This is a genomic window from Caulobacter sp. GW821-FHT10F06 (genome assembly GCF_058809215.1).
Map to the genome: position 1 here is coordinate 226,151 of NZ_JBXASK010000004.1, position 22,738 is coordinate 248,888.

The following is a 22,738-nucleotide window of genomic DNA, read 5'->3' on the forward strand; positions in this document are numbered from 1 at the left end:
CGACCATGCGCCGCGTGCCCGCCCTGATGCTGATGACCTTCGCCTTGGCCGGCACGGCCGGCGCCGCGCCCAAGACCGTGGTCATCGCGCCAAAGCCCGTCGCGGCCGCGCCGGCCACGGCGCCCAGCGTGGTGCTGCAATCGCCGATCCCGCTGGCGTCCAACACGCCGGGCGGCGACGTGGGTCAGTGCCGGGCCAGCTGCGCCCGCGCCTACTATTTCTGCGCGTCGAGCACGGTCGACGAGAACTGTCCGACCGACTGGGCCCAGTGCAAGGCCCGCTGCACCGCCACCTACCGGCGGCTGGGCTTGTAAAGGCCCCTATTCGTCCAGGCAGACCCGGGCGATCTCGGCTCGCAACTCCGGCATGCCCAGGCCCTTCTCGGACGAGGTGGCCAGCACGCGCGGGAAAGCCGCGGGACGCTTGGCGATGGCCTTTAGCGTCTCGGCCGTGACCTTCTCGACCTCGTGGGGCTTCAGCTTGTCGGCCTTGGTCAGGATGATCTGGTAGGAAACCGCCGCGATATCCAGGGCGTCCAGCGCCTCGGCGTCGACCTTCTTGAGGCCGTGGCGGGAGTCGATCAGCAGGTAGACGCGCTTGAGCGTGGCGCGGCCGCGCAGATAGGCCCGGCCCAGGTCCTGGAACTTGCTGACCGTGGTCTTCGACGCCCGCGCGAAGCCGTAACCCGGCAGGTCGACCAGGCGCAGCTTCTCGGCCAGCAGGAAGAAGTTGATCTCGCGCGTGCGGCCCGGCTCGTTGGAGGCGCGCGCCAGATACTTCTGGCCGACCAGCCCGTTGATCAGGCTGGACTTGCCGACGTTCGAGCGGCCGGCGAAGGCCACTTCCGGCGCGATCGGAGCGGGCAGGCCGTCCATCTTGACGGCCCCCATCATGAACGCGACGGGCTGGGCGAACAGCACCCGCGCCGCCTCGATCTCTTCCTCGGTGAAGACGGGATCGGTCGAGGCGGCGAAGTTGGGTTCAGTCATCAGGTGGTCGCAACGCTCTTGCCCTGGAAGCGGGCGATGATCTTGTCGATCGGGTTCTCGACGCCGTAGCGACGCATGATGATGTACTGCTGGAAGATGGTCAGAACGTTCGACCAGCACCAGTAGATCACCAGGCCGACCGAGAACTGCGACAGGGTGAAGGTGAACACGATCGGGAAGAACTGGAAGATCTTCTGCTGCACCGGGTCGGCCGCCGGCGGGTTCATCGACGTCGTCAGCCACATGGTGAAGCCGTATAGCAGCGGCCAGACGCCGATGTGCAGCGGGCCGCCCAGGAACGTGCCGATCAGCGGCGCGGTCGCCGGATCCCAGGGGATCAGGCCAAACAGGTTCATGAAGGTCGACGGATCGCGGGCCGAGAGGTCCTGGATCCAGCCGAAGAACGGCGCGTGCCGCATTTCGATGGTGACCGTCAGCACCTTGTACAGCGAGTAGAACACCGGGATCTGGATCAGCATGGGCAGGCAGCCCATCATCGGATTGATCTTCTCCTTGGCGTACAGCGCCATCATTTCCTGCTGCTGCTTGGCCGGGTCGTCCTTGTGCTTGACCTTCAGCTTTTCGACCTCGGGGGCGATCTTCTTCATCTTCGCCATCGACTCGTAGCTCTTGTCGGCCATCGGGTAGAGGACGAGCTTGAGGGCCACGGTCAGCAGCAGGATGGCCACGCCGAAGTTGCCGACCAGCTTGTAGAACATCTCCAGGATGTTGAAGATCGGGCGGGTGAAGAAGCGGAACATGCCCCAGTCGACGGCGTCGTCGAAGCGCGGGATCACCGATTGCTTGCCGTCCCAGAACTTCCACCACGGCGGCGGCGAGCCGGCGAACTCGTAGCTGCGCAGCAGCGGTACGGTCTTGGCGCCGGCGAACAGGCGGGTGGTCTGGGTCAGGGTCTGGCCGGGGGCCAGCGACTTGGTCGGGCCCACGAAGTTGACGTCATAGATGTCCACCGGGCCGGCCTGGGTGACGCGGTATTGCGCGGTCACGTCCTGGGCCTGGTCGGGGATCAGGGCCGCCAGCCAGTACTTGTCGGTGATGCCGGTCCAGCCGCCCTTTGAGGTGAAGGTCTCGAGCGGCTTGTCCTTCTTCCACTTCTGGTACTTGGACTGCTTGAGATCGTGGCCCTTGCCGTCGGCCGAGCCGAACACGCCGATGGCGCCTTCGTGGACGATGCCGGTCTTGCCCAGCGTCGCCGGGATGCCCTGGCGCTGCACAGTGGCGTAGGGGGCCAGCGACAGGGCGGCGCCGCCTTGGTTGCGGACGCTGTCGGCCACCGTGAACATCGCCTGGTCGTCGACCGAGACGGTGCGGGTGAACACCAGGCCCTGGCCGTTGTCATAGGTCAGCACCACCGGGGTGGTCGGACGCAGCACCTGGCCCGGCGCGGCGGTCCAGACGGTGCGGCTGTCGGGCAGGCCCGGCAGGTTGGCCCCGGCCCAGCCGAAATCGGCGAACCAGGCGTGCTCGGCGCCCTCGGGGCGGAACAGCTCGACCGGCGGGGAATTCTTGGCCGTGGTTTCGGCGTAGCGCTTGAGGAACAGGTCGTCGATGCGGCCGCCCTTCAGCGAGATCGAACCCGACAGGGCCGGGGTGTCGACGGCGACGCGCGGGCTCTGGGCCTTGGCGGCGTCGCGCGACAGCTTCAGCGGCGCGGGCTGGCCGTCCGGGCCAAGCACGACGCCCGGCTGGGTGGCCAGCATCCTGGCTTCGGCCGCCTTCTTGGCCTGCAGCTGGGCTTCCGCCTTCTTCTGCTGCGGACCCAGGACGAAGAACTGGTACCCGATCAGGATCGCGAACGCGCTGACGATGAACATCAACGTGTTTTTGTTGTCGTTCTGCATTGGGATGACTTAACCGGAAACGGAGGGATCGGGCGCGTGAGCGCTAGAAGGGGTGTCGGATTGATCTGCGGAAGCGGCCTGCCGGGCCCGGACTTCCGCGCGATCATGTTCGGCCGCGAGGCTTATCAGCGCGGTTTTCACATCGTCAAGCAAACGCCCCCATTCGCGGCTGCGGGTGCCGCCGCGCGCGATGAACACATAGTCGCACATGGGGCGGCCATGAAGGGGCAACAAAAGACGAGCGGCCTCGCGCAGGCGACGTTTGGCGCGATTGCGCTCGACCGAGCCGCCGATCTTCTTGGTAGCGGTGAAGCCCACCCGGATCAGCGGATCGTCGTCCTGGCGCGGCCGCATCTGCATGAAGACGGCGCCGCGCGACAGGGCCGGCGCCTTGGCGGCCTTCAGGAAGTCGGGGCGTTTTTTCAGACGCTCGATCTTCACGGCGTCGGACATGGCCGCGCCGGCTTGCGTCGCGGTCATGAAAAAAGCCGCCCTTTCCGGCGAAAACCTGAGGTCAGGCTCTGGGAAAAGGCGGCTTTTGTCATGGTCTAAAGCCTCCCGCGAGCGGGAGAAAAGAGCGGGATGAACCGCTCTTAGGCCGTCAGGCGCTTACGGCCCTTGGCGCGGCGACGCGCAACGATCTTCTGGCCGTTCTTGGTGGCCATACGCGCGCGGTAGCCGTGACGGCGGGCTCGCACGAGCTTCGACGGCTGGAATGTCCGCTTCACGAGGTGGCTCCGAGTATAATAGTGGGACGCGAGAACCGTGAGGCCCCGCGAGTGAGGGGCGGTGGATAAGGGAACGGGCGGCGGCTGTCAACCTGAGTCGCTGCGGGGACTTAGGTCCTTTTCCGCGAGACTTGCCCCCTCCGCGCTTCGCGCTCCTCCCCCATAGGGGGAAGATGAAGTGCGCCGTCTCATCTTCCCCCTATGGGGGAGGACGACCGCGAAGCGGTCAGGAGGGGGCTAGGGCGTGATCACGGCCTTGCCCACCACCTTGCGCTCGCTCAGCAGCTCGAACGCCTCCCGCCAGCGCTCCAACGGAAGTTCAGCATGGACGTGCGGCTTGATCACCCCCTCGTCCGCCATCCGCCACACCGCCTCGCCGTTCTCGCGGCCCTTGTCGGGGAATCGGCGGCCGTATTCCCCGGCCCGCACGCCCATCACCGAGAAGCCCTTGATCAGCGGCATGTTGACCGAGACCGTCGGGATCCGCCCGGAGGTGAAGCCGATCACCAGCAGCCGGCCGTCGAAGGCGATGCAGCGGGTGCTCTCGTCGAAGACGTCGCCGCCCACGGGGTCGTAGATCACATCGGCCCCCTCCCCGCCCGTGATCGCCTTCACCGCCTCGCGGAAGCCGCCGGTGACGTTGATGGTCGCGTCGGGGGCGTAGAGGGCCTGGATCGCCGCGAGCTTGTCGTCGGAGGCCGAGGCGGCGATCACTCGAGCGCCCAGCGCCTTGGCCAGGTCCACCGCCGCCAGCCCGACCCCGCCTGCCGCGCCATGGACCAGCACCCACTCGCCAGGCTCCAGCCGCGCGCGGCGGACCAGGGCGACATAGGCGGTCAGATAGGCCGCGCCATAGGCGGCGGCCTGGGCGAACGACAGCCGTTCGGGCTTGGGCTTGAGGGCCTCGGCGGAGAGCACCGCATAGTCCGCGAACCCGCCCAGCCGCGCGCCGCCAACCACCGCGTCGCCAATCTGGAAGTTCGTGACGCCGTCCCCGAGGGCGGCGACCTCGCCCGAGAGGTCCAGGCCCGGCGTGAACGGCGTGGGCGGCTTGAACTGGTATTCGCCCTTGGTCATCAACAGGTCGGGGAAGTTGACGCTGGCGGCGCGGACGCGGACCAGGACTTCGCCGGGACCGGGGGCTGGGGTCGGGACGTCGCGGACGGCGCAGCCGGCGAAGTCTGGGGCGAGGGTTTCGACGACGAGGGCGCGCATGGTGAGTGGCCTCATCCCCTTGGAACCGGAAATAACTTGTCATCCCGGCCGTAGCGCAGCGGAGAGCAGGGACCCAGGGGCAACCGCTGTGCGCCGGCCCCTGGGTCCCGGACAGCCTCTGCGAGGCTTCCGGGATGACAAGAATTTTGGATCATGCCGATGGGCTGGCGGCCCGCTGATCAAACGCCGCCCGCACCAGCCGCGCGATCTCGCGACACGCCGCGTCGGCCGCCGGCACCGCGCCGGTGAACGCCGTGAAGCCATGGGCCAGGCTGTCGTAGCAGCGATAGGTCACCGGCACGCCGGCCGCCTGCAGCCGCTTGGCGTAGGCCTCGCCCTGGTCGACCAGCGGATCGAAGCCGGCCGTGACCACCACCGCCGGAGCCAGGCCCGAGAGGTCCTCGGTCTTGTTGGGCGACAGGCGCGGGTCGGCCGGATTGGCGTCGGGGCCCATATAGTGGCCCATGAACCAGTCCATGATCGGCCGGCTCAGCGGATAGGCGTCGGCATAGGTGGCCATCGAGGCGCTTTCGCTGGCCACGTCGACGGCGGGATAGATCAGCAGCTGCAGGGCCGGCTGAGGCTCGCCGAGGCGCTGCATCTCCTGGGCGACGATGGCCGAGAAATTGCCGCCCATGCTGTCGCCGCCGATCGCCGGCGGGACCTGGGCCGCGCCGAAGCGGGCGGTGTTGTCGCGCGCCCAGCGATAGGCGGCCAGCACGTCGTCCAGCCCCGCCGGAAAGCGATGATCAGGGGCAAGACGGTAATCGACCGACAGCACCGCGGTCTTGGCGATCTTGGCCAGGATTCCGCAGAAGGCGTGGCAGGTCTCCAGGTCGCCGATCACCCCGCCGCCGAAGTGAGCGAAGACGATCAGCGGCGCCGAACTGTCTTGCTCGGCCGGTCGATAGGCGCGCAGCTTGAGCGGGCCGCCGGGACCGTCGATGGACAGCGCCTCGTTGCGGACGCCGGGCTCGGGCGGCCCCGACACGGCCAGCAAGCCCTTGGCGCTGGCGTCGCGGGCGACGTCGGGCGGCAGACTGGTCATCGACGGCAGCTTCTTGGCCGCGTGGGCGAAGAACTGGAAACGTGGGTCCAGGGTTCGCCCGCCTCGATAGACCACCCCGCCGCCGGACATCGCCCGCAGGACCGGGCTGGGCAGGGAGAGGATGGTCTTGAGGACGAACTTCTGGACGTCGGCCATGCGGGCTCCGGGCGGGACTAAAGCTTGGGAAGGGCGGGCAAGCCGCCCAGGATCATCTTGACGGCGAAGTCGGCGGCGCCGGCCGTGTCGACCGGGCGGCGCTCCAGCATCTTGTCGCCGATCTCGCGGGCCACGGCGATGCAGGCGGCGGTCAGGTAGTCGAGGTCGACGGCCGGGGCGTGGTCGAGCTCCAGCACCTTGGCGAAGCCTTCGCGGACCTCGTCGAACACCGCCACGATCTCGGGCGTGGCGCGGGCGTGGGGAATCTGCTCGCCGGCCGGCCGGTTCAGCCGCCAGTTCTCCTGCTCGGTGGCGACGAAGACGAAATAGGCGCTGATCGCGCCGCGCAGGAAGGATTCGAAGTCGACGGCCTTGTCGATCTCCACCCGCAGCAGCGGCCGGAAGCGCCGCGCGCCGTCGTCGGCCAGGGCGTCGAACACCTCTTCCTTGGACTTGTAGTAGTTATAGAAGGTGCCCGAGGCGAGGCCGGTGCGGCGGATGATGTCGCGCACCGTGGCGCCGTCATAGCCCAACTCGCCGAACACCTCGCGCGCCGCGTCGAGGATCGCCTGGCGATTGGCGACCTTGGTGCGCTCGCGCTTGCCGGGCCGGTCGTCGACGACGGGGGCCTTTGGGAAGTAGGCGATATTCGACATGGAACGCGACTCGACGGCGAGGCGATCCTGACGCCCCGTCATGATTTGAGCCTCATTCCGCCGCATGGGGCAAGACCTTCGCCGCTCGCGGTTGAATCGGCAGGGGATTTCCCAGCGCCTTGGCCCGCTTGATCCCGCGCTTAAGCTCCTTGCGCAGATCAAAGGCGTAGGCCCCGCAGTTGATCTGGATCGTGTGGCGGGCCGAGGCGACGTAGTGCGACTTGACCTCCGCGTGCATGGCGTCGCGCTCGGCGGCCATCACCTGGGCGGGCGGCGCGGCATAGCGGCCCGTCAGCCAGGCGGCGATCAGTTTCGACTGCTCCTCGGCGATCGGCATCATGGCGCACAGCGGCTGGACCAGGGCGACCATGAAGAGGTTGTCGAACCTGGGATCGACCATCCGCTTCCACAGGGCGATGTCGTTGTCGGGCGCGGCCAGGGTGGCGTCGTCGAAGAACGGGAAGGTCACCTTGTAGCCGGTGCACCAGATCACCGCGTCGGCCTCGACGCTCGTGCCGTCCTTGAACCGCACCTGCTGGCCGTCGAAGCTTTCGATGTCAGGCTTGATGATCACGTCGCCCGAGCCGATGCGGTTGTAGATCTCGTGGCTGATGGCCGGGTGGCTGGCGCCGAAGTCATGGTCGGGCTTGGGCAGGCCGTGGTCTTCGGGCCGGCCGTGGACGGCGGCGATCTTCTTTTCCAGCATCCTGGCGATCATCTTGCCGGGCAGGATGCGCGTCAGCAGCGGCGGATCCTGGCTGGGATGGGGATTGCCGGCGTCCAGAACCTCCTTGCCGAAATAGCGCGGCACCACCCAGTAGCCGCGCCGCACCGACAGCCACACCTGCTCGGCGTTCTCCTTGCGGCCCAGCTCGCAGGCCAGATCCAGCGCCGAATTGCCAAAGCCGACGATGACCACCTTCTTGCCGCGCAGGTCATGCGGGGCCGATGGGTCGATATAGTGGTGGGAGTGCATCTCCAGGCCGGTGAAATGGCCGGGCGGCTTGGGGTCGGGCCAGCGCGGATCCCAGTGGTGGCCGTTGGCGACGCACAGCACGTCGTAGAGCCGCTTCTCGCCGGTCTCCAGCGTGATCTCCCACAGGCCATCCTCGCGCCGTTTGGCCCAGGTCACCGCGCAGTTGAAGGTGATGTGCTGGCGAAAGCCGAAGTGGTCGACATAGTTGTCGAAGTAGCGGGCGATATGGCTGTGGTGCGGGTAGTCGGGATAGTCGGCCGGCATCGGAAAGTCCGAATAGGCCATCTTGTCTCGGCTGGTGTTGATGTGCAGCGAGCGATAGGCGCTGCTCATGCCGTTGCGGTTCTGGAACACCCAGTTGCCGCCGATGCGGTCGGACGCCTCGAAGCAGTCGAAGGGGATGTTCGCCTCGGCCAGCTGCTTGCAGGTGGCGATGCCGGAAGAGCCCGCGCCGATCACGCAGACCTTGGGCAGGGCGGGATCGGGCGCGCGCTGACGCCCCACGGAACCGTCGGCCATCGAGTTTCCTCCCAGGCGTCAGCCTCCGTCATGCGGAGACTGATCGTTGTTCAGGGATGATGGACCGGCTGTGTCAGAGGTCAACGCTTCCGCTACGAGAAGCCTCCCAAGCCTTGTCATCCCGGAAGCCTCGCAGAGGCTATCCGGGACCCAGGGGCCGGCGCACAGCGGTTGCCCCTGGGTCCCAGCTCTCCGCTGCGCTGCGGCCGGGATGACACGCTATTTTGTGACTCAGAACCCTTTCGTCGGCATCTCCAGCTCGTAGACCGCGTCGGTGATGCTCTCGATCTTCTTGGCGAACAGCGCCTGGGCGTCGTGGAGGCCCTGGTTGTAATAATACGGCCCGAGCCGCTCGGTGATGAAGTCGAGCAGGAACTGGGCGTCGAAGCCTTTGACCTCCAGGTCGAGCTCGTCCTTCAGGTAGCGCGACAGGCCGTCGGCCAGCTTGCCGCGGGTGTCCTTGTCGAGGTCGATCTTGGGCATTTGGGGAGGCTCCGATTCTTTGGGGAGCCTAGCATCTGGCGCCGTTGAGGACCCCCTCCGACCCTCCGGGCCACCTCCCCCAAAGGGGGAGGATCTACGCCGCGAGCTGCTCCCCTTCGGGGGAGCTGTCGCGGAGGTTCGGAGGGGGTCCTCAACGGCCTAAGCCGGAACGGACGACCTCTCAGCGGCTCTAGCCGCCACCGGCAGCCGGTTCCCCGCCGCCCGCGCCCGCTTCTCGCCCTTGGCGATCTCCTTCTTCAGGTCCGCGCAGTAGACATTGAAATCCACCTGAATCGTATGCCGCGCCGAGGCGTAGAACTGCCCCAGGTGCCGCGCCTCGTCCTTCTCCGTGATCCGAACCATCTCCTCGGCCGACGGCGGCGCATAGACGCCCGCCAGATAGCCCGCCGCCAGCTTGGCCTGCTGTTCGGCGAAGTTCACCAGGGTCGGCAGAGGCTGGGCCAGGCCCATGAAGAAGAGGTTCGGCACGTCCGGCTTCATCATCCGCTTGAACAGCGGGAAGCGGTGATCGGCGCCCGGCAGCAGGGACGGATCGTCGAAGAACGGGAAGCTGATCTTGTAGCCTGTGGCGAAGACGATGGCGTCCACTCGCTCGACGCTGTCATCGGCGAAGCGGACGTTCCGGCCCTCCAGCGCCTTGATCGCCGGCTTGAACTTGATGTCGCCGCAGCCGGCTCGCGTGAGGAACTCGCCCGAGACCGAAGGGTGGGCCTCCAGCGGTTCGTGGTCGGGCTTGGGCAGGCCATAGTCTTCCATCCTGCCGATGGTCTTCTTGATCACCGCGCGCGACAGCTTCAGGCCCAGCGCCTTCGGCATCCAGGCCGGCATGGCCGACTTGTCCGACGGCTTGCCGTTCAGATATTTCGGGAACACCCACACACCGCGCCGGGCCGAGACCCAGAGGTTCTTGGCGATCGGACGCTGGGACAGCTCGCTGGCGATATCCATGGCCGAATTGCCCATGCCCACCACCACGACGTTCTTGCCGCGCATGTCGACCGGGTCGAACGGATCCGAATAGGCGTGGGCGTGGAAGGCCGGGCCGTCGAACTCGCCGGGATAGTCGGGGATGCGCGGGTCCCAGTGGTGGCCGTTGCAGACGAACAAGACGTCGTACAGCCGCGTCTCGCCGGTCGACAGCGTCACCGCCCACAGGCCGTCGTCCGTGCGCTTGGCGCGCTCGACCCGGGTGTTGAAGGTGATGGTCGGTCTCAGCCCGAAATGGTCGACATAGTCCTTGAAGTACTGGTGCAGCTGGGCGTGGTGCGGGAAGTCGGGCCAGTCGGTCGGCACCGGGAAATCCTCGAAGGCCAGCCGCCACTTGGACGTGTCGATGTGCAGGCTCTCGTAGCAGGCCGACAGGCCGTTGGGGTTCTTGAAGTACCAGTTGCCGCCGACGTCGTCGGACATCTCGAAGCAGTCGTACGGTATGCCATGGTCCTTCAGCCGCTTGGCGGTCGTGAAGCCGCTGCAGCCCGCGCCGATGACACACGCCTTTGGAAGCTTGCCCGTCATTTCCGCCCTGCCTGACTTATCGTTGTTCAGGAAAGCGTATCAGCGTTATGCGAGCCGTCAAACGTGTCCCCGGCGTAAGGACGCTCCACAGGCGGGTGCGGCCGGGTTAATCCTCCGCTAGGGTCTTCAAGTGGAAACCCCGCGATCCACGATCCGTCCGACTCGAAGGCCCGAACCATGACCCGCCACGAACTGAAGACCTGGCCCAAATATTTCGCCGCCGTGCGGTCGGGCCACAAGCGGTTCGAGATCCGCCGCAACGACCGCGACTTCTCGGTCGGCGACATCCTGGTGCTGCGCGAGTTCCACCCCGAGGACGACGCCTATACCGGCCAGGTCGAGGAGCGTCAGATCACCTTCCTGCTGTCGGAAGAGGACTACGGCGTCATTCACGGCTTCGTGGTCATCGGCTTTGGCGAGGTGATGCCGCATCCCGACGCCCCGGCCGAGGGCGTGCTGACCGCCGACCAGCTGGCGACCTGGCACGAGACGCAGGCCTCGAACGCCGCCCTGCGCGGCGCCGACGCCCGCAAGGTCTCGGCCGCCTACGCCCACCCCACCACCGGTCGCGCGGCGATGAGCGTCGCCGCCGACCGTCATGCGGGCGTGGCCGCCGCCGCCGAGGCGGAAGCCAGCTTCCACGCCGCCGCCGCCAAGATCGTCCGCAAGGCCTGAGGCCCCAAAGAAGGAGCGCGGCGATCGCTCGCCACGCTCCAGGGACCGAGGTGATGGCGGGAGAGGTTCGCCCCCGACGGCCATCACGCCGGGGACGGTCCGATTGCTGGCGGCCGCCTAGAACTTGGACGTCAGCGCCACGCCGTAGGTCCGCGGCTTGCCGGGGAAGCGCACCACGGTGTTGGCGTTGCTGCTGACCGCGCTCCAGTAATATTTGTCGGCCAGGTTCTGCCCCCAGATCGAGACGTTCCAGCGCTGGTCCGCGGCGCCGACGCCCACGCTGCCGTTGACCAGGCCGTAGGCCTTGATCTCGTAGAGCGGGTTGCCCTCGAGATCGGCGTGCGACTTGGACTGGTAGCGGCCGGTGAAGGCCGCCTGGAACACCAGGCCGTTCGACAGGTCCTGCGAGAACAGCGCCGTCAGGCCGCCCTGGAACTTGGGGCTGGAGAGGAACTCGGACCCGTCATAATTGGCCGTCTTGCCCGCGCCGTTCGTGCCCGAATAGCCCTTCACCTCGGTGTGCAGCCAGGTGGCCGAGGCGATCAGGGTCAGGGGCGCGGCGGCGCGCCAGGTGATGTCGCCGTCCACGCCATAGGCGGCCGACTTGGGGATGTTCACCAGTCGCGCCAGGGCGGTGTAGATCGGGTCGGCGAAATAGCCGCTCAGCTGCTTGTCCTTGTAGTCGTAATAGAAGGCGCTGGCGTTGACCTGAACGCGGTGCTCCAGCAGCCCGGCCTTCACCCCGGTCTCGTACGACGTCAGCAGTTCCTGCTTGGCCGGCGCATTCTGGGTGGAGATGTTGGCGGCGTTGATCGGGGTCGAGCCGGCCTTGGCGCCCTTCGACACCGAGGCGTACCACAGCAAGTTCTCGGCCGGCGTCCAGTCCAGCCCCACCCGCCAGGCCAGGTTGTTCTCGTCCAGCGACGATGTCACCTGACCGAAGGTCTTGGTCATGGGATTGAAGGTGTTGCAGGCGCCCTGGGTGATCTGGGCCGGGATCGTCCCGTAGGCCGAGAAGTAGAGATAGCGGTTCACGACGTTGACGTTGGGCAGCATGTTGCCGTTGAAGTCGCGCGAGCAGCCCGCGTAGTCCTGCTTGTCTTCGCTGTAGCGCAGGCCCAGCGACAGCTTGAACGCGTCACCCAGCTTGGTGTCGAAATTGCCGAAGACGCTTGAGGTCTTGGCGGTGATGTTGCCGATGTCCTCGTAGGTCCGGAACGCCTGGCTCATCTGCAGCGCGGTGTAGCCGTTCGAGTTGAACGGCGTGGCCAGCAGCAGGGCGCCGTTGTAGCGGATCAGGCCGACATTGGCGTTCTGGCCCAGCATGGTGCGGTTGCTGTCGAGGATGTCGTCCTTGGCGTAGTAGACGCCGATCAGCCAGTGCGAGGCGTCGGTCGAGCCCTCCAGGTGGAAGTCCTCGGCGAACGACTTGATCCGGCCGCTGGTCTTCTGGACCAGGATCTCATAGGGCGCGCCGCTCCAGTCCGACACCGAGTGGCGCTCCAGGTCGTTGTAGCTGGTCAGCGACACCAGACGGATGTTGTCGCTCAGGTCCCAGTTCACCCGCAGCTTGGCGCCGCCAAAGTCGGTGTTCTCCTTGGCCGGACCGCTTATGCCCAGGCCCGTGCCGATGTCGGCTGAGCGCGACGCCAGCGAGGACCAGTCGGCCTGGCTGGACTTGGTGGGGGCGTGGCTGTTCACATAGGCCACCAGGCCCGGGGCGTTGAACGGGCTGGCGGCCGTGCCCGGCGTGAAGCCGATGGCCTGGGCCGCGACGGTGTCGGAGCCGTTGTGCCAAAGGTTGTACGAGGCGTCGATCGTGAGGTTGGCGCTGGGCTGGAAGGCCGCGCCCCAACGCACCCCGTACCGATGGACCTCGCCCTGCCGATCACCGGGCCGGCTGTTGCTGACCTGCCAGCCCTTGCCGCTGTCCTCGGTGCGGAACGAGACGCGGGCCTGGACGTGGTCGCCCAGCGGCCCCGACAGGGCGCCCTCGACGTTCACGGTGTCGTAGTTGCCCGCCTCGACGCCCGCCCGGGCCTCGAACACCGGCGATGGCTTGGCGGTCACGAAGTCGATCAGGCCGGCGGTGGTGTTGCGGCCATACAGCGTGCCCTGCGGCCCCTTGAGCACCTCGACCCGCTCGAGGTCGAACATCGGGCCGCTGTTCATGATCGGATAGGCGTAGGCGACCTCGTCGACATAGGTGCCCACGGTCGAGGTGGCCGAGATGTTGATGGTGTTGAAACCGATGCCGCGCAGCGTGTAGGTCGGCACGCCCTGATAGCTCTGCGACACCGAGAAGCTGGGCGCCACCGCCGATAGGTCCTCGGGATCGTTGATGCGCAGCCGCTCCAGGGTCTCGCCCTTGAAGGCCTGGATCGGGATCCCGACGGTCTCGATCGATTCCTCGCGGCGCTGCGCGGTGACGACCAGGGTCTCGATGGTGGTGCTCGAACCGGCCTGCGCGGCGGGGGGCGTAGCGGCCTGCCCCTGGGCCACCGCCGGCGAAGCGGCGATCAGCGCGATGACCGACACGCCAAGCATCGGCGCCAACGCGCCCTGAAACTGCGTTCCCATCCCGTTTCCTCCTCATGGCCGCACCTTCGTTGGGTGCTGGCGCATTGCAGCCCCCTCGGCATGCGGGGAGCCGACGAAAGCCTGAGGGCCAGGAGAGTTCGGGAGCAAGCTATCAGATTTGATAGGCCGCCTGGACGCAGGCGCGGCGGGCCCAGGCCTGGAAACGAAAAGAGCCGCCGTCACGGGGACGGCGGCTCCTTGTCGATGTGGTCGGAAACTTGGCTTTAGGCCGCTTCGCTGACCAGCGCCGGGAACACGTCGTTCATGCGCAGATAAGTGATCAGGCGGTTCTCCATCGAGATGATCGCCTGGATGAAGCGCAGTTCCTCGACGCCGATGTCCGGAGCCGGCTGCAGATGGTCGCGCGAGACGGTGAAGGTTTCCGACACGGCGTCCACCAGGATGCCGGCCAGGCGGTCCTGGCATTCCACCACCACGATGACGTGGCGGGTCTCGGGGATGGTGACCCCCAGGCCCAGGCGGTTGCGCAGGTCGATGACCGGCATGATCGCGCCGCGCAGGTTGATGACGCCGCGCAGGTAGGACGGGGCGTGCGGGATCGGCGTCGCCGGAGTCCAGCCGCGGATTTCGCGGACGGTCTTCACGTCGATGCAGAACTCCTGCTCGCCGATGCAGAAGGAGATCAGCTCCAGGGCCGGTTCGGCTTGATCGGTCATATCTCAGGTCCCCTGAATGCGGTTCGCGAGCGCTCGGTCGCGTTGCTCACGCGCCCCAGGCCACGCTGACACAAGAGCCGATCCGCTCTTTAACAACGGTTAACGGTGACGCCGGAAAGGGCGCGCTCGTTTGTCGCGCCCTCCTTTGCTCGGCATCCAGGCGCTCAAGGCTCCGACAAGCCCTCGTCGCCGTCATCCGACAGGTTGAATTCGTACCAGACGCCGTTCAGCACGCCGAAGGCGACGGCCAGGCCCAGGCCCAGGATCCAGGTGAAGTACCACATGGTTTTCTTGCTCCCTCAGTAGAGGTCTGGATTGGTGGACAGGGCGGAGGTGCTGCTGCGGCCCCACAGAACTTTGTAGACCCAGCTGGTGTAGAGCAGGATCAGCGGCAGGAAGACCGCCGTCACCAGCAGCATGATGAACAGCGTCAGATGGCTGGACGAGGCGTTCCACACCGTCAGGCTGGAGCCCGGATTGCTGGCGCTGGGCAGGATGAACGGGAACATCGACAGGCCGACCGTGGCGATGATGCCCACGGCCGAGGCCGAGGAGCCGCTGAACGACATCCAGGCCTTGTCCAGCCGCAGGCCCAGCAGGGCCAGGCCCGCCCCGACGAAGCCCAGCACCGGGAAGACGATCATCCAGCCGTGGCGGACATAGTTGTCGAGCCACGCGCCCGGCGCGGCGACGATGGCCGTGCGCAGCGGGTTGGACGGGCCGGCCGCGTCGGTCAGGCCCTCCAGCCGGAAGCCCATGCCGCCGAAGGCGACGAAGAAGCCGCCGGCCGCGAACAGGACGATGCTGGCCAGGCCGGCGATCTCGCCGAACACCCGGGCGCGGTCGGTGACCGGGCCGGGCTCGGCCTTCACTGTCAGCCAGGCGGCGCCGTGCAGCACCAGCATCGACACCGACAGCAGGCCGCACAGCAGAGTGAAGGGCGTGAACAGGGCCCAGAAGCCGGCGTGGAAGGTCAGGCGCAGGTCGCTGTCGTACGAGAAGTGGCCGCCGCTCAGAACATTGCCCACGGCCACGCCGAACACCAGCACCGGCACGAAACCGCCGGTGAACAGCGCCCAGTCCCAGAACGACCGCCAGCGCGCCTCGGGCCGCTTGGAGCGGTACTTGAAGCCCACCGGCCGCAGGATCATCGCCGCCAGCACCAGGAACATGGCCAGGTAGTAGCCCGAGAAGCTGGCGGCGTAGACCAGCGGCCAGGCGGCGAAGATCCCCGCCCCGCCGGTGATGAACCACACCTGGTTGCCTTCCCAGGTCGAGCCGATGGTGTTGATGACCATCCGCCGTTCCTCGTCGGTCTTGGCCACGAAAGGCAGCAGCGCGCCGACCCCCATGTCGAAGCCGTCGGTCAGGGCGAAGGCGATGAAGAGGACGCCCATCAGCGCCCACCAGATGACCCGAAGGGTCGCGTAGTCGATCGGGAGTTCCATGTCGGTCTCTCCTCTTAAGCGACGGCGGGTTCGGCCGAGGCGGGCGTTCCGAACGCCTCCTGCTCGGCGAACGGGCCCTTCTTGATGGCGCGCACGATCAGCCCGACCTCGACCACCGCCAGGGCGCCGTACAGCAGGGTGAAGAGCACGATGGTGGTCCACAGCTGGGCCACGGTGAGGGTCGAGGCGCCCAGGAAGGTGGGCAGCACGCCTTCCACCGCCCAGGGCTGGCGCCCGACCTCGGCCAGCACCCAGCCCAGCTCGGTGGCGATCCACGGCAGCGGAATGGCGCAGACGGCCAGGACCAGGAACCACTTGGTCTCGTGCTTGCGCAGGGTGACCAGCAGGAAGGCCGTGGCGAAGAGGGCGATCATCAGGAGACCCGTGCCCGCCATGATCCGGAACGCCCAGAACATCACCGGCACATTGGGCACGGTGTCCCACGAGGCCTTCTTGATGGTGGCCGGATCGGCCATGCGTGGGTCGGGCACATAGCGTTTCAGCAGCAGGGCGTAGCCCAGGTCGCGGCGATGCAGTTCGAAGGCCGCGCGGGCGTTCATGTCCTTGGGATTGGCCTTCAGCGTCTCCAGCGCGCCATAGGCCACGACGCCGGACTCGATGCGGTCCTCGGCCGTGGCCACCAGCTCGAAGATGCCCGAGACCGGACGGTCGATGCTGCGGGTGGCGATCAGGCCCAGCACATAGGGGATCTTGACCTCGTAGTGGGTCTTACGGTCGGCCAGGCTGGGGATGCCGAAGGCGGTCAGGCCGGCCGGGGCGGGCTCGGTCTCCCACATGGCCTCAAGGGCCGCGAGCTTCATTTTCTGGTTGTCGGTCAGGGCGTAGCCGCTCTCGTCGCCCAGCACGACCACCGACAGCGACGAGGCCAGCCCGAAGGCGGCGGCCACGGTCATCGAGCGCTTGGCGAAGCCGACGTGGCGGCCCTTCAGCAGGTAGAAGGCCGACACGCCCAGCACGAAGACGGCGGCGATGGTGTAGCCGGCGCTGACGGTGTGGACGAACTTGGCCTGGGCCACCGGGTTGAACAGCACGGCGCGGAAGTCGGCGACCTCCATGCGCATGGTGTCGGGATTGAACGCCGCGCCGACCGGGTTCTGCATCCAGCCGTTGGCGACCAGGATCCACAGGGCCGACAGGTTGGTGCCCAGGGCGACCAGGAAGGTGACGGCCAGGTGGGCGACGGGCTTGAGCTTGTCCCAGCCGAAGAACATCAGCCCGACGAAAGTGGCCTCCAGGAAGAAGGCCATCAGGCCCTCGATGGCCAGCGGCGCGCCGAAAATGTCGCCGACATAGTGCGAGTAGTAGGCCCAGTTCATGCCGAACTGGAATTCCATGGTCAGGCCCGTGGCCACGCCCAGCACGAAGTTGATGCCGAACAGCACGCCCCAGAACCGCACCGTCGTCCGCCAGATCGGACGCTTGGTCATCACGTAGATGCTCTCCATGATGACGAGCATGAACGAGAGCCCCAGCGTCAGAGGCACGAACAGGAAGTGGTACAGCGCGGTCAGCGCGAACTGCAGCCTCGAGAGGTCGATGACGGCGGGGTCCATGCACAGCTCCGAAGCGGACGGCGAATGATCACGCCGACCGAGAGCGACAGCCTGGACCGGTCGGGCCGCGCCGACCTTGATCCAGATCAAGGTCGACAGGCAAAGCTAGCCTACACTCAACCCATGCAAGCTCGTCCAGCGCTTATCGACGACCTTCCCCAGGTCGCGACGAGATTGAAGACCCTGAGCCAGGCCGGCGCCTCACCTCTGCGTCGCGCCCGGCTCCTGGTCCTGCTGGACGGGGCGGCGGCGACAGTCTTCGCCGCCGCCCTCGCTTGCGCCGTCGACGCCCTGGCCAAGGGACGCGGTCTGACCGTCGTCGTCGGGTGGCTGACCCTGCTGGTCGTCGCCTCCGTAGCGCGCGGCCTGATGGGCAAGGCCGCCGGCGAGGCGGGCGCGAAGGCCGCCGCCTTGGTCAAGACCGCCGCCCGCGCCCAGACGGCCGCCGCCCTGCTGACCCGCGCCCCGGACGGGGCGGTGTCGCGCGGCGACGCCACGACCGCCCTCGTCGAGGGGGTCGAGGCGCTGGACGGCCACGTCTCGCGCTTCCTGCCCGCGCGCCTGGCCGCCGCCGCCACGCCCCTGGCCCTGATCGGCGTCGCCGCCTTCGCCAGCCCGATCGCCGCCGCCATCCTGCTGGGGGCGATGATCCCCTTCATCCTGGCCATGGCGCTGGCGGGAACAGCGGCCGCCGCCGAATCGCGCGCCCAGTTCCAGGCGCTGGAACGGCTGTCGGCCCTGTTCCTCGACCGCGTCCGTACCCTTCCCGTGGTGCTGGCCTTCCAGGCCGAGGGCCGGGTCACCCGCGACCTGGCCAAATCCGCCGACGAGCTGGCCGGGCGGACGATCCGCGTGCTGCGCGTGGCCTTCCTGTCGTCGGGCGCGCTGGAGTTCTTCGCCGCCCTGTCGGTGGCGCTGGTGGCGGTCTATTGCGGCTTCAATCTGCTGCGCCTTCTGCCCTTCCCGGTTCCCGAGCAGCTGGACCTGAAGCGCGCCTTCTTCGTGCTGGCCCTGGCGCCGGAGGTCTACGCCCCGATGCGCCGCCTGGCGGCCGCCTATCACGACAAGCAGGCCGCCGAGGCCGCCGCCGCCAGCCTGATCGCCCTGCCCTCGCCCGCGCCGAGGCCCGCCGCGCCGGTCTTCACCGCCCCGCCGCCCCTCCGCTTCGAGGGCGTGAGCGTGCGCTATCCCGACGCCGACGCCCCGGCCGTCGACGGCTTCGACCTCGAGGCTCCCGCCGGCAAGATCACCGTGCTGCTGGGCCCCAGCGGCTCGGGCAAGAGCTCGCTGCTGAACCTGCTGCTGGATCTGGCCCCGCTCAGCGCCGGGACGATCCGGATCGACGGCCGGCCGCTGGACGAGCTGGGCGCGCTGTCGGGCCAGGTCGCCTGGGCCGGGCAGTCGCCGCTGATCGTCGCCGGCTCGATCGCCGACAACCTGGCCCTGGCCAATCGCGACGCGACGCGCGCGCAGATCGAGGCCGCCGCCCAACGGGTCGGTCTGGCCGGCGCCCTGTCGGCCCGCGCCGGGGGCCTGGACGCCCTGCTGGACGAGCGCGGCGGCGGGTTGTCGGGCGGCGAGCGCCGGCGGCTGTCCATGGCCCGAGCCCTGCTCAAGCCCGCTCCGATCCTGCTGATGGACGAGCCGACCGCCAATCTCGACGCCGCCGCCGAACGGGACCTGCTGGACGCCATCCGCGAAACCGCGCGCGGTCGCACCACGCTGATCGCCACCCACTCCCAGGCGCTGGCGGCCCTGGCCGACCACGTCGTGAGGCTGGCGTGAGCGGCTCGCCTCTCCAGACCCTGGTCCGCGCCCAGCGTCGCCAGCAGCGCGAGGCCGTGATGCTGGCCGCCGCCGGCGCGGCCGTGGTCGGCGCGGCCTCGACCATCCTGCTGGGCCTGTCGGGCTGGTTCATCACGGGCGCCGCCCTGGCCGGTGCGGCGGGCCTGACGGCGGCCCAGGCCTTCAACGTGCTGCTGCCCAGCGCCACGATCCGGCTGATGGCCATCCTGCGGACCGGCGCGCGCTACGTCGAGCGCCTCTCCGGACACACCGCCGCCTTGCGGGCCCTGGCCGCGATCCGACCGGTGCTGTTCTCGTCCCTCGCCGCCGCCCCGCCCGCTCAGGCCATGGCGCTTTCGGGCGGCGAGGCCTCAGCGCGGCTGGTGCAGGACGTCGACGCCATCGAGACCCGCTTCGTGCGTCTCTCCGCGCCGTGGGGCGCGGGGGCGGCGGTGGTTTCCGGCGTCACGCTCGCGGCGCTGGCGGGATGGGCGCCGGCCTTGGCGATCCTGCTGTCCGCCGCCGCCGCGATCTTGGCGGCCCGAACCTTGGCTCGCCGCCTGTCGGCTCCCGCCGGCCGCGCGATCCAGACCCGCACGGGCGCCCTGAAGGACGCCGCCGCCAGCCTCGCCGCCGCCGCGCCGGAACTGCGCGCCTATGGCCTGGAAGCCTGGGCCGGCGAGACCCTGGCCGACCGCGCCCGGACGCTGGACGCCGCCCGCCTGGACGCGGCCCGCGCCAAGGGCTGGATCGCCCTGTCGCAAGTGGCGATCCTGGGCCTGGCCGTCGCCTGCGCCACGGCCCTGGCCGCCCCGGCCGGTCCGGCGCTCGCCGCGCTGGCGGGCCTGGCCGCCGCCATGGCCGTCGACGGCGTCATCGGGATGGCCAACGCCTTCGACCAGGACGGCGCCGCCGCCGAGGCCGCCGACCGGCTGGACGCGGTGCTGCGTCACGCCCCCGCCACGACCACCGCGCCGCGCCTGCGCGACCCAGGCCTTCGCCTGCTGGGCCAGGACCTCGCGCCCGGCGAGCGCGTCGCGATCCTGGGTCCGTCCGGAGCCGGCAAGACCACCCTGCTGGAGCGCCTTCTGGCCCTGCGCGCGGTCGAACCGGGTCAGATTTTGGTGGGCGACGCGGACCTGGCGCGGCTGGATCCCGCCGTGGCCCGCGCCGTCTTTTCCTACCTGCCGCAGGACGCCGCCCTGATCGTCGGCTCGGCCCGCGACAACCTGCGGCTGGCCTCGCCCGACGCGCCCGACGACGTCCTATGGGACGCCCTGCGCGACGCCGGCCTCGACGACCGCATCCGCGCGGCGCCAGGCGGATTGGACGCCTGGCTGGGCGACAACGGCGAGCGGCTGTCGGGCGGCGAGCGGCGACGCCTGGCCCTGGCCCGCGTCTATCTGCGCCCCGCACCCTGGCTGTTGCTGGACGAGCCCACCGAGGGCCTGGACGCGACGACCGAGGCGTTGGTGCTGGAGCGCCTGGCCGCGCGACTGGACCGCACGGGGCAGGGCGCGGTGATCGTCAGCCATCGGCCGGCGCCGGTGGGGATTTGTGGGCGGATACTCGCCCCCTCCTGACCGCTTTGCGGTCGTCCTCCCCCATAGGGGGAAGATGAGCCGCGCCGACCTTCATCTTCCCCCTATGGGGGAGGAGCGCCGAAGGCGCGGAGGGGGCCAGTGCAATGCGGCGAGCCTTCGCTATAAGACAACACGATGGAGACGATCACGCGATGACGGCGGTCCGGAAGACCTCCTATCCCCTGTTCAGCGATCCGCGCCCCGGCCCCTACATGGTCGCGGCGGCGGCGGTGGCGGCCAGTTTCGTGCTGCGGCTGTCGCTGGGAGAGGCCTTCACGGCCGCCTCGTCGTTCCTGCTGTTCATCCCCGCCGTTCTGGTCAGCGCCGCCCTGGGCGGGCTGATCTGCGGCCTGTTCGCCACCGTCTTCGCCAGCCTGGCGGTCGGCTGGGTCACCCAGGACGATCCCCAGAACCTGGTCGGGGCCCTGAGCGGGGTTCTGTTCCTGCTGGTCGGCATCGGCATGGCCATCGGCGGCGGCTGGTTCCACGCCGCGCGGCGGCGGGCGGCGGCGACCAACGCCCACCTGCAGTCGATCCTCGACACCGTGCCCGACGCCGTCGTGGTCATCGACCGCGAGGGGATCATGACCTCGTTCAGCCCGGCCGCCGAGCGCCTGTTCGGCTGGAGCGCCGACGAGGCCATCGGCCAGAACGTCAGCCTGCTGATGCCCAGCCCGCACCGCCAACAGCACGACGGCTATCTCAACCGCTACGCCATGACCGGCGACCGACGGATCATCGGCGTCGGCCGGGTGGTGGTGGGCGAACGCAAGGACGGCTCGACCTTTCCGATGGAGCTGGCGGTCGGCGAGACCAAGGGCCCCCGCCCCTCCTATACCGGCTTCATCCGTGACCTGACGGACCGCCAGCGCACGGAGACCCGCCTGCAGGAGCTGCAGAACGAGCTGGTCCACGTCTCGCGCCTGACGGCGATGGGCGAGATGGCTTCGACCCTGGCGCACGAGCTGAACCAGCCCCTGTCGGCGATCGCCAACCTGCTGACCGGCTCGCGCCGCCTGATCGACCGAGGCCGCGAGGCTGACCAGGCCAAGGTGCGCGACGCCATCGACCGCGCCGCCGCCCAGGCCCTGCGGGCCGGCGACGTCATCCACCGCATGCGCGACTTCGTCCGGCGCGGCGCCAGCCAACGCGAGGCCGCCAGCCTCTCCAAGCTGGTCGAGGAGGCCAGCGCCCTGGCCCTGATCGGCGAGAAGGAGCGGCAGGTCGACGTGCGCCTGTCCCTGGCTCCGGCCGCCGACATCGTCTTCGCCGACCGGGTGCAGATCCAGCAGGTGCTGCTGAACCTGATCCGCAACGGCATCGACGCCATGGAGGACAAGCCGCGCCGCGAGCTGGTGATCTCCAGCGACCTGACCGAGGACGGCTGGACGCGGGTCAGCGTCGCCGACACCGGCGGCGGCATCGCCGACGACGTGCTGGAAAAACTGTTCCAGCCGTTCATGACCACCAAGCCGCAAGGCATGGGCGTGGGGCTTTCGATCTCGCGCTCGATCATCGAGGCCCATGGCGGGCGGATCTGGGCCGAGGCCAATCCGCGCGGCGGAACCCTCTTCCGCTTCACCTTGCCCCCGGCCGACCAGGAGGAAGACGTGCATGACTGAGGCGGTTGTCCATGTGGTCGACGACGACGAGAGCGCCCGCGAGTCCCTGGCCTTCCTGCTGGAGTCCGCCGACTTCGAGGTGGTGGCCTATGCCAGCGCGCCGGCCTTCCTGGAGGCCCTGCCCACCGCCAAGTCCGGCTGCGTGATCACCGACGTGCGCATGCCCGAGATGAGCGGCCAGGAGCTGGTGGCCCGGCTGGCGGCGCTGAACGCCCGCATGCCGATCATCATGATCACCGGCCACGGCGACATCCCCATGGCGGTCGAGGCCATGCGCTCGGGCGTCGTCGACTTCATCGAAAAGCCGTTCTCGGAAGGCCGCATCCTCGACGCCCTGAAGCGGGCCCTGGGCGCCATGACCGAGGCCTCGGCCGCCTCCGGCGACAAGGCCGAGATCCTGCAGCGGCTGGAGACCCTGTCCGAACGCGAGCGCCAGGTGCTGGACGGCGTCGTCGCCGGCCACCCCAACAAGGTCATCGCCCGCGACCTGGGCATCAGCCCGCGCACCGTCGAGATCTACCGCGCCAAGCTGATGACCAAGATGCACGCCGACAACCTGGCGGCCCTGGTGCGGATGACGCTGTCGGCGCGGGGGTGATGCTCGACGCCCCCTCCGTCACGATGCG

At 68.6% G+C, this 22,738-nt stretch carries 21 protein-coding genes and 2 pseudogenes; 7 read left to right on the top strand and 16 right to left on the bottom strand.

The annotated features are described in order from the left end of the window. The first annotated feature begins 5 nt into the window (after positions 1-5). On the top strand, positions 6-314 hold the full coding sequence (locus tag AC1RUS_RS10455) for a hypothetical protein (RefSeq protein ID WP_492915729.1): 309 nt from the start codon (positions 6-8) through the stop codon (positions 312-314). Between the two features lie 6 nt (positions 315-320). Here the strand turns inward: AC1RUS_RS10455 and yihA are convergent, their stop codons facing one another. The 5 genes from yihA to AC1RUS_RS10480 all read right to left on the bottom strand — a co-directional run bounded on the left by yihA (position 321) and on the right by AC1RUS_RS10480 (position 4,794). Then, positions 321-989 (bottom strand): ribosome biogenesis GTP-binding protein YihA/YsxC, encoded by a 669-nt coding sequence (gene yihA, locus AC1RUS_RS10460; protein WP_492915731.1) that lies wholly within the window; start codon positions 987-989, stop codon positions 321-323. Beyond that, complete coding sequence (yidC, locus tag AC1RUS_RS10465; RefSeq protein ID WP_492915733.1) at positions 989-2,851, bottom strand: membrane protein insertase YidC; 1,863 nt, start codon at positions 2,849-2,851, stop codon at positions 989-991. Before yidC ends, yihA begins: the two co-directional genes overlap by 1 nt. A 9-nt stretch (positions 2,852-2,860) precedes the next feature. Next, a complete protein-coding gene (rnpA, locus tag AC1RUS_RS10470; RefSeq protein WP_492916290.1) occupies positions 2,861-3,304 on the bottom strand; it encodes a ribonuclease P protein component in 444 nt (147 codons plus the stop codon). A 140-nt stretch (positions 3,305-3,444) separates the two neighbouring features. Further along, positions 3,445-3,579, bottom strand: a complete 135-nt coding sequence (gene rpmH, locus AC1RUS_RS10475; protein WP_012284717.1) for a 50S ribosomal protein L34 — start codon at positions 3,577-3,579, stop codon at positions 3,445-3,447. A gap of 237 nt (positions 3,580-3,816) precedes the next feature. Continuing rightward, a complete protein-coding gene (locus AC1RUS_RS10480; protein ID WP_492915735.1) occupies positions 3,817-4,794 on the bottom strand; it encodes an NADPH:quinone oxidoreductase family protein in 978 nt (325 codons plus the stop codon). Between AC1RUS_RS10480 and AC1RUS_RS10485 the strand changes: the two are divergent. Beyond that, positions 4,793-4,948: pseudogene (locus AC1RUS_RS10485) on the top strand (hypothetical protein); the annotation flags it as partial. The gene AC1RUS_RS10480 and the pseudogene AC1RUS_RS10485 sit on opposite strands and share 2 nt — an antisense overlap. Here the strand turns inward: AC1RUS_RS10485 and AC1RUS_RS10490 are convergent. From AC1RUS_RS10490 to AC1RUS_RS10515, 6 genes and pseudogenes are all read right to left on the bottom strand, one after another. After that, positions 4,946-5,998, bottom strand: a complete 1,053-nt coding sequence (locus AC1RUS_RS10490; RefSeq protein ID WP_492915737.1) for an alpha/beta hydrolase — start codon at positions 5,996-5,998, stop codon at positions 4,946-4,948. The pseudogene AC1RUS_RS10485 and the gene AC1RUS_RS10490 sit on opposite strands and share 3 nt — an antisense overlap. Before the next feature lie 17 nt (positions 5,999-6,015). Next, positions 6,016-6,654 carry a TetR/AcrR family transcriptional regulator gene (locus AC1RUS_RS10495; RefSeq protein WP_492915739.1) on the bottom strand — a complete coding sequence of 213 codons (639 nt, stop codon included), beginning with the start codon at positions 6,652-6,654 and terminating at the stop codon, positions 6,016-6,018. A 52-nt stretch (positions 6,655-6,706) separates the two neighbouring features. Continuing rightward, a complete protein-coding gene (locus tag AC1RUS_RS10500; RefSeq protein WP_492915741.1) occupies positions 6,707-8,149 on the bottom strand; it encodes a flavin-containing monooxygenase in 1,443 nt (480 codons plus the stop codon). Between the two features lie 142 nt (positions 8,150-8,291). Beyond that, a pseudogene (locus AC1RUS_RS10505) lies at positions 8,292-8,384 on the bottom strand (hypothetical protein); the annotation flags it as partial. Next, positions 8,381-8,632, bottom strand: coding sequence for a DUF2164 domain-containing protein (locus AC1RUS_RS10510; protein ID WP_492915743.1), 252 nt, complete (start codon positions 8,630-8,632; stop codon positions 8,381-8,383). The pseudogene AC1RUS_RS10505 and the gene AC1RUS_RS10510, both read right to left, overlap by 4 nt. Positions 8,633-8,791: 159 nt before the next feature. Next, positions 8,792-10,168 carry a flavin-containing monooxygenase gene (locus AC1RUS_RS10515; RefSeq protein ID WP_492915745.1) on the bottom strand — a complete coding sequence of 459 codons (1,377 nt, stop codon included), beginning with the start codon at positions 10,166-10,168 and terminating at the stop codon, positions 8,792-8,794. A gap of 177 nt (positions 10,169-10,345) precedes the next feature. Here AC1RUS_RS10515 and AC1RUS_RS10520 point away from each other — a divergent pair, with 177 nt between their 5' ends. Beyond that, entirely contained in the window at positions 10,346-10,843 is a 498-nt protein-coding gene (locus AC1RUS_RS10520; protein WP_492915747.1) for an ASCH/PUA domain-containing protein, read from the top strand. Between the two features lie 117 nt (positions 10,844-10,960). On the opposite strand, the gene AC1RUS_RS10525 is transcribed toward AC1RUS_RS10520, so the two are convergent. From AC1RUS_RS10525 to AC1RUS_RS10545, 5 genes are all read right to left on the bottom strand, one after another. Then, on the bottom strand, positions 10,961-13,423 hold the full coding sequence (locus AC1RUS_RS10525) for a TonB-dependent receptor (RefSeq protein WP_492915749.1): 2,463 nt from the start codon (positions 13,421-13,423) through the stop codon (positions 10,961-10,963). Positions 13,424-13,647: 224 nt separating this feature from the next. Continuing rightward, complete coding sequence (locus tag AC1RUS_RS10530) at positions 13,648-14,100, bottom strand: chemotaxis protein CheW (RefSeq protein ID WP_492915751.1); 453 nt, start codon at positions 14,098-14,100, stop codon at positions 13,648-13,650. 164 nt (positions 14,101-14,264) lie between these two features. Further along, positions 14,265-14,384, bottom strand: a complete 120-nt coding sequence (gene cydX / locus AC1RUS_RS10535; RefSeq protein ID WP_035043223.1) for a cytochrome bd-I oxidase subunit CydX — start codon at positions 14,382-14,384, stop codon at positions 14,265-14,267. 15 nt (positions 14,385-14,399) lie between these two features. Continuing rightward, complete coding sequence (cydB, locus tag AC1RUS_RS10540) at positions 14,400-15,548, bottom strand: cytochrome d ubiquinol oxidase subunit II (protein WP_492915753.1); 1,149 nt, start codon at positions 15,546-15,548, stop codon at positions 14,400-14,402. A gap of 14 nt (positions 15,549-15,562) precedes the next feature. Next, positions 15,563-17,122: a cytochrome ubiquinol oxidase subunit I gene (locus tag AC1RUS_RS10545; RefSeq protein ID WP_492915755.1), complete on the bottom strand. Its 1,560-nt coding sequence runs from the start codon at positions 17,120-17,122 to the stop codon at positions 15,563-15,565. A 123-nt stretch (positions 17,123-17,245) separates the two neighbouring features. Between AC1RUS_RS10545 and cydD the strand changes: the two genes are divergently transcribed. From cydD to fixJ, 4 genes are all read left to right on the top strand, one after another. Continuing rightward, positions 17,246-18,907 (top strand): thiol reductant ABC exporter subunit CydD, encoded by a 1,662-nt coding sequence (cydD, locus tag AC1RUS_RS10550; RefSeq protein ID WP_492915757.1) that lies wholly within the window; start codon positions 17,246-17,248, stop codon positions 18,905-18,907. Positions 18,908-18,966: 59 nt separating this feature from the next. Next, entirely contained in the window at positions 18,967-20,490 is a 1,524-nt protein-coding gene (locus tag AC1RUS_RS10555) for an ATP-binding cassette domain-containing protein (protein ID WP_492916292.1), read from the top strand. A gap of 152 nt (positions 20,491-20,642) precedes the next feature. Then, the gene (locus AC1RUS_RS10560) at positions 20,643-22,112 is read left to right on the top strand and encodes a PAS domain S-box protein (protein WP_492915759.1); all 1,470 of its coding nucleotides are present in this window, start codon (positions 20,643-20,645) and stop codon (positions 22,110-22,112) included. Further along, complete coding sequence (gene fixJ, locus AC1RUS_RS10565; RefSeq protein ID WP_492915761.1) at positions 22,105-22,710, top strand: response regulator FixJ; 606 nt, start codon at positions 22,105-22,107, stop codon at positions 22,708-22,710. Before AC1RUS_RS10560 ends, fixJ begins: the two co-directional genes overlap by 8 nt. The last annotated feature ends 28 nt before the right edge of the window (positions 22,711-22,738 follow it).

Excerpts from the sequence above, each read along its gene's own strand:
- AC1RUS_RS10455 (WP_492915729.1), top strand. The coding sequence starts at position 6 with ATGCGCCGCGTGCCCGCCCTGATGCTGATGACCTTCGCCTTGGCCGGC.
- yihA (WP_492915731.1), bottom strand. The coding sequence starts at position 989 with ATGACTGAACCCAACTTCGCCGCCTCGACCGATCCCGTCTTCACCGAG.
- yidC (WP_492915733.1), bottom strand. The coding sequence starts at position 2,851 with ATGCAGAACGACAACAAAAACACGTTGATGTTCATCGTCAGCGCGTTC.
- rnpA (WP_492916290.1), bottom strand. The coding sequence starts at position 3,304 with ATGTCCGACGCCGTGAAGATCGAGCGTCTGAAAAAACGCCCCGACTTC.
- AC1RUS_RS10480 (WP_492915735.1), bottom strand. The coding sequence starts at position 4,794 with ATGCGCGCCCTCGTCGTCGAAACCCTCGCCCCAGACTTCGCCGGCTGC.
- AC1RUS_RS10490 (WP_492915737.1), bottom strand. The coding sequence starts at position 5,998 with ATGGCCGACGTCCAGAAGTTCGTCCTCAAGACCATCCTCTCCCTGCCC.
- AC1RUS_RS10495 (WP_492915739.1), bottom strand. The coding sequence starts at position 6,654 with ATGTCGAATATCGCCTACTTCCCAAAGGCCCCCGTCGTCGACGACCGG.
- AC1RUS_RS10500 (WP_492915741.1), bottom strand. The coding sequence starts at position 8,149 with ATGGCCGACGGTTCCGTGGGGCGTCAGCGCGCGCCCGATCCCGCCCTG.
- AC1RUS_RS10510 (WP_492915743.1), bottom strand. The coding sequence starts at position 8,632 with ATGCCCAAGATCGACCTCGACAAGGACACCCGCGGCAAGCTGGCCGAC.
- AC1RUS_RS10515 (WP_492915745.1), bottom strand. The coding sequence starts at position 10,168 with ATGACGGGCAAGCTTCCAAAGGCGTGTGTCATCGGCGCGGGCTGCAGC.
- AC1RUS_RS10520 (WP_492915747.1), top strand. The coding sequence starts at position 10,346 with ATGACCCGCCACGAACTGAAGACCTGGCCCAAATATTTCGCCGCCGTG.
- AC1RUS_RS10525 (WP_492915749.1), bottom strand. The coding sequence starts at position 13,423 with ATGGGAACGCAGTTTCAGGGCGCGTTGGCGCCGATGCTTGGCGTGTCG.
- AC1RUS_RS10530 (WP_492915751.1), bottom strand. The coding sequence starts at position 14,100 with ATGACCGATCAAGCCGAACCGGCCCTGGAGCTGATCTCCTTCTGCATC.
- cydX (WP_035043223.1), bottom strand. The coding sequence starts at position 14,384 with ATGTGGTACTTCACCTGGATCCTGGGCCTGGGCCTGGCCGTCGCCTTC.
- cydB (WP_492915753.1), bottom strand. The coding sequence starts at position 15,548 with ATGGAACTCCCGATCGACTACGCGACCCTTCGGGTCATCTGGTGGGCG.
- AC1RUS_RS10545 (WP_492915755.1), bottom strand. The coding sequence starts at position 17,122 with ATGGACCCCGCCGTCATCGACCTCTCGAGGCTGCAGTTCGCGCTGACC.
- cydD (WP_492915757.1), top strand. The coding sequence starts at position 17,246 with ATGCAAGCTCGTCCAGCGCTTATCGACGACCTTCCCCAGGTCGCGACG.
- AC1RUS_RS10555 (WP_492916292.1), top strand. The coding sequence starts at position 18,967 with ATGCTGGCCGCCGCCGGCGCGGCCGTGGTCGGCGCGGCCTCGACCATC.
- AC1RUS_RS10560 (WP_492915759.1), top strand. The coding sequence starts at position 20,643 with ATGACGGCGGTCCGGAAGACCTCCTATCCCCTGTTCAGCGATCCGCGC.
- fixJ (WP_492915761.1), top strand. The coding sequence starts at position 22,105 with ATGACTGAGGCGGTTGTCCATGTGGTCGACGACGACGAGAGCGCCCGC.